The sequence below is a fragment of the Microcoleus sp. Aus8_D2 genome (assembly GCF_036702665.1).
Classification (GTDB): Bacteria; Cyanobacteriota; Cyanobacteriia; order Cyanobacteriales; family Microcoleaceae; genus Microcoleus.
This window is the reverse complement of sequence record NZ_JAUBUN010000068.1, coordinates 1-4,334: the sequence shown is the minus strand read 5'-3', so window position 1 is coordinate 4,334 and position 4,334 is coordinate 1. Positions and strand designations below refer to the sequence as shown.

The window sequence follows — 4,334 nt, the reverse complement described above, 5'->3', positions numbered from 1 at the left end:
GGGGGCTGGGGAGGGTTTCCGATGGTTGAACCGGAACCACCTCTCTGACTCCCCCCCTTAACAAGGGGGGGCTGGGGAGGGTTTCCGATGGTTGAACCGGAACCACCTCTCTGACTCCCCCCCTTAACAAGGGGGGGCTGGGGGGGGTTTCCGATGGTTGAAGTGGAACCAACTTTCTTACTTCCCCCCGCACCTTGCGGGGGGTTTCCGAGGCAGGAATCCACCACCCGTGCACGGTTTCCACCGCCCCTGTTTTAGCTGGAATTGGCAGCAAAACATCTTGATATTTCAACTGAAAATCATCTGGGGTCGTTTCGATCGCCCGCGCCGGAAAAAAGATAAACTTACCTTGCGCTACAAATAGAAATACACAAGCAGCAGAATAAGCGATCGCCAAAACTATCCCAAAAGTTATCAGCGGTTTAGACAAAAGGAATACCAAAAACTTGTTCATAGAAAATAGGGGACGCGGGAAATTAGCGATCGGTCAAAAGCTAATGGCAAATGATTAATTCAAAGTATTAGCTTTCGATCGATTACTAACTTCCACACCAGCGTTCCGCCGAATTTCAAAAATTAAGGCAATTGCGGGCGGCGCAAGTGCCAATTGGTAGACTGTTCATAAGCATGAGCAACTTGAAACAGTCGAGATTCTTGCAAAACATTACCAATCAGTTGTATACCAACGGGCAGTCCTTTCTCATCAAATCCGCAGGGCAAACTCAAAGCTGGCAAACCAGCAAGATTCACCGGAATAGTCATCAAATCTGACAAATACATACTCAGGGGGTCGTTGAATTTTTCGCCTGCCTTAAAAGCCGTAGTCGGAGCAGTGGGACAGACCAAAACATCAACTTGAGAAAAAGCTTTTTCAAAGTCTTCTTTAATCAATGTCCGAACTTTTTGAGCTTTGAGATAATAGGCGTCGTAATATCCAGCCGACAATACGTAAGTGCCGATCGCAATCCGGCGTTTAACTTCTGCACCGAAGCCTTGAGCGCGAGTTTTGGCATACATATCCAAAAGATTGTCGGGATCGGGCGATCGGAAACCGTACTTTACTCCATCATATCTCGCCAAATTCGCCGAAGCTTCCGAGGGAGCAATAATGTAGTAAGTGGGCAAACCGTAGCGGAACCGGGGACAAGAAACGACTTGAATTTCTGCGCCCAATTGTTGAAATTGTTCGATCGCCTTAGTTACAGCATCTTTAACCGCCTGGTCTAACCCTGCACCAAAAGTTTCTTTAATGACACCAATTCTAATCTGACCCTTCGGTCGCAAACTGGGTCTCAAAGCTTGGGCGTAGTCAGGAATTGGGACATTGAGACTCGTGGAATCTCTCTTGTCGTAACCAGCGACGGCCCCCAACAAAATCGCCGTATCCTCAACAGTCCGGCCAAAGGGCCCGATTTGATCTAGAGAAGAAGCATAGGCCACCAAACCGTAGCGAGAAACCAACCCATAGGTCGGTTTCAGCCCCACCAAACCGCAAAAAGCAGCAGGTTGGCGGATCGAGCCTCCAGTATCCGAACCCAAGCTGACAACGCATTCTCCGCCGGCTACCGCTGCGGCAGAACCGCCAGAAGAACCTCCGGGCACGCGCTCCAAGTCCCAAGGATTCGCGGTAACTTGATAGGCAGAAGTTTCCGTCGAGCTCCCCATGGCAAACTCGTCCATATTGGCCTTGCCCAGAATGACTGCACCGGCTGCTTTGAGTTTGGTGACGACGGTTGCATCGTAGGGAGGTACAAAATTTTCCAAAATCCGAGATCCACAGGTTGTGGGAATGCCTAGAGTGCACATATTGTCTTTAACGGCGATCGGGATGCCGGCTAACAGCCCAATTTGCTCGCCTGCTGCGATTTGGGCATCCACTTTGTGGGCCTGCGCCAGTGCGCTGTCTGCTGTCACGCACAGAAAGCTTTTCAACTTCGGCTCTAGCTGGGTAATTCGGTCTAATGCTTCTTGAGTAATTTCCACAGCAGAGCGTTCTTTATTGACCAGTTGTCGGTGCAACTCGCGGATGGATGCCATGCTCGTACCTTTATCATTTCTACTTTCAGCCATTTAGCCAATATAGCTGGCAATTGCACCCACTTACAGCCGCTCCTAAATACTTACCCAGATCTGCCCATCACTAGCCAAAGCTAGACAAACGATCGATCTGGCGATTCATACTCACTTCATCCGTAGGTGTCGGCACTTCTACGTCCATGAGCCTTAACGAACTAGAACTGAGCCCGATTTTTTCTATATTGACTGCCGCATTCAAGTCACGGTCGATTGAATAACCACAATCAAGACAATCAAACACTCTGTCTTTGAGGGTTAGAGCATCATTTTTCCAACCACATAAGGAGCAAGTTTTGCTGCTAGGTTCCCATCTCCCAATGATTTGAAGCTCAGAACCATACAGATGGCATTTATATTCAAGTTGCCGCCTAAATTCGTAAAATCCCAGCATTGCAACAGCGCCTGCTAACTTGCCAAACTTCAACATTCCGCTAACGTTCAAGTCTTCAATGCCAACCACTCGGAAGGTTTTAGCCAAGTAAGTCGTTAGGTTGTGCAAAAACTCTTTACGAACGCAGGTTAATCGATAATGCAAACCAGCCGCTTGTGAAAGTCCTTGTAGCCTTGAGAGTTGCGCTGTTTATTGCGGTTCAAGTATTGCAGTTTCGCAATTTTAGCCTCGATCCGTTTGTAGCCCTTTGGAACGTCAAATACTTGACCGTCTGACAAAGTAGCAAAATGTTTCACACCTAAATCAACCCCAATCGACAGATTGGTTTTCTCTGTCGGTCTGAGGTCAATTTCGATTTTAAAACTAATGAACCATTTGTCAGACTGACGGCTAATTGTGACATTCTTAACAGGCACTTGTGGCAAGGATTCAAAGGTTTTTAGAACGCCAAACTTAGGCACTTGAATCTGGTTTGAACCGAGTATTTTAATCGTGCCGTCAAGCGTAAAAGCATCTTGAACCTTGCCTTTGCGCTTGAATTGAGGAGGCTTGGCAATCTTCTTAAAACATCTGTCCCAAGCTTCTCTAAGCTGTCCGATCGCGTATTGTGGGGAACATTTGGAAGTCTCGTAATACCAAGGATTCTCAGGCTTGACCATTGCAACTAGCAGCTTGTGCAGGTCGATCGCGCTAGGGAATTTCAGCTTTTCTGCTGGATTGGCTTGATTGTGATTCAGGATGTTCTGAGTTAGCCACAATCCCCAATTCCAGGCGTGTCTAGCCGTCCCTGCGTGTTTGGCTGCAAAAGTTTGCTGTTCGTTGTTTAAGTCAAGTTCTGTTTTGAATCCTAAAAGCACCGACCGACCTCCGACCTGTGTCACTATATCTAGTATACCAGAAATTAGATGTTTTGTGATGCCGAGAATTAAATTTAAACCAGAAAACGAATTGGCCTACGATAAAGATCCGGTTTGTTTCAAAGTAAGACCGAGTGTCAAAGCAAAGCTCAAAGCTGTTCCCGACTGGCAACAGAAGCTTAGAGAATATGTCGATTCTCTGATAGCTGGACAAACGGGAAGCGATGGATAGATGTGTCTAGGTATTTTTATTCAGCTTTAACCCTTCTTCAACTGCGTCTATCTGCGTGCATCTGCGGTTAAAAAAGCTACATATTTGCCCCAACAATCCCCAAGCAGACAATTTCATCCGGAATTCTCTCCAAAACCAAAGATATATGGTAAGAAGTTCCCGATGCCCCGTTGGAGGAATGCCACCTAAAGCTCACTTAGAATCTCACCTGACGGCAGAGGAACTCAAAATTCGCTACCGGCAGGCACAAAACACCACAGAGTCGCGCCGCTGGCACTTGCTACTCTTAGTTTCCCGAAATTGGACTATCAAACAAGCAGCCCAAGTCGTAGGTCTTAACTACGACTATGCCAAAGAAATTGTCCAGCGCTATAACCGAGAAGGGCCTAGCTCTGTGAGAAACCGCAGCGGAGACCGCCAGCCTCCTCCTGCCAAATCCTTGCTGAGTCCTGAACAGCAAGAAGAACTGCGCCTTGCCCTCCAAAGCCCCGCCCCCGATGGCGGAGACTGGACGGGCCCCAAAGTAGCTCGCTGGATTGCCGAAAAGACCGGTAGCGCTCATGTTTGGCCCCAACGCGGCTGGGATTATCTCAAGCGGTTGGGTGTTGACTGGCGGCGGCGCCGTAGAAAGTAGATAGTTCGCAATATTTGTAGAGGGGGTCGATCGCCATTGGGTGCGATCGCTCTCTTTATTTTGAAGAAGTCCTGCCGTCATTAGTCATTTTAGCCGAAGAGCGACTGGTGCTGTATCTCGACTTCGCTCGATAACCGCGTAGCC

The 4,334-nt window shown here is 48.1% G+C and carries 5 protein-coding genes and 1 pseudogene; 2 read left to right on the top strand and 4 right to left on the bottom strand.

The window, feature by feature from the left end:
* The 4 genes and pseudogenes from QUB64_RS31060 to QUB64_RS31045 all read right to left on the bottom strand — a co-directional run.
* Positions 1-454 (bottom strand): annotated as a pseudogene (locus QUB64_RS31060) (hypothetical protein); the annotation flags it as partial.
* Between the two features lie 122 nt (positions 455-576).
* The gene (gatA, locus tag QUB64_RS31055; RefSeq protein ID WP_333278224.1) at positions 577-2,037 is read right to left on the bottom strand and encodes an Asp-tRNA(Asn)/Glu-tRNA(Gln) amidotransferase subunit GatA; all 1,461 of its coding nucleotides are present in this window, start codon (positions 2,035-2,037) and stop codon (positions 577-579) included.
* A gap of 103 nt (positions 2,038-2,140) precedes the next feature.
* Positions 2,141-2,575 (bottom strand): RNA-guided endonuclease InsQ/TnpB family protein, encoded by a 435-nt coding sequence (locus QUB64_RS31050; protein ID WP_333278177.1) that lies wholly within the window; start codon positions 2,573-2,575, stop codon positions 2,141-2,143.
* A 20-nt stretch (positions 2,576-2,595) separates the two neighbouring features.
* Positions 2,596-3,324, bottom strand: coding sequence for an RNA-guided endonuclease InsQ/TnpB family protein (locus tag QUB64_RS31045; protein ID WP_333278174.1), 729 nt, complete (start codon positions 3,322-3,324; stop codon positions 2,596-2,598).
* Between the two features lie 58 nt (positions 3,325-3,382).
* On the opposite strand from QUB64_RS31045, the gene QUB64_RS31040 reads away from it, so the two are divergent.
* Together QUB64_RS31040 and QUB64_RS31035 are read left to right on the top strand one after the other, a co-directional pair.
* Positions 3,383-3,556 (top strand): hypothetical protein, encoded by a 174-nt coding sequence (locus tag QUB64_RS31040; protein ID WP_333278172.1) that lies wholly within the window; start codon positions 3,383-3,385, stop codon positions 3,554-3,556.
* Between the two features lie 178 nt (positions 3,557-3,734).
* The gene (locus QUB64_RS31035) at positions 3,735-4,190 is read left to right on the top strand and encodes a helix-turn-helix domain-containing protein (protein WP_333278170.1); all 456 of its coding nucleotides are present in this window, start codon (positions 3,735-3,737) and stop codon (positions 4,188-4,190) included.
* The last annotated feature ends 144 nt before the right edge of the window (positions 4,191-4,334 follow it).

Excerpts from the sequence above, each read along its gene's own strand:
- gatA (WP_333278224.1), bottom strand. The coding sequence starts at position 2,037 with ATGGCATCCATCCGCGAGTTGCACCGACAACTGGTCAATAAAGAACGC.
- QUB64_RS31035 (WP_333278170.1), top strand. The coding sequence starts at position 3,735 with ATGCCACCTAAAGCTCACTTAGAATCTCACCTGACGGCAGAGGAACTC.
- QUB64_RS31040 (WP_333278172.1), top strand. The coding sequence starts at position 3,383 with ATGCCGAGAATTAAATTTAAACCAGAAAACGAATTGGCCTACGATAAA.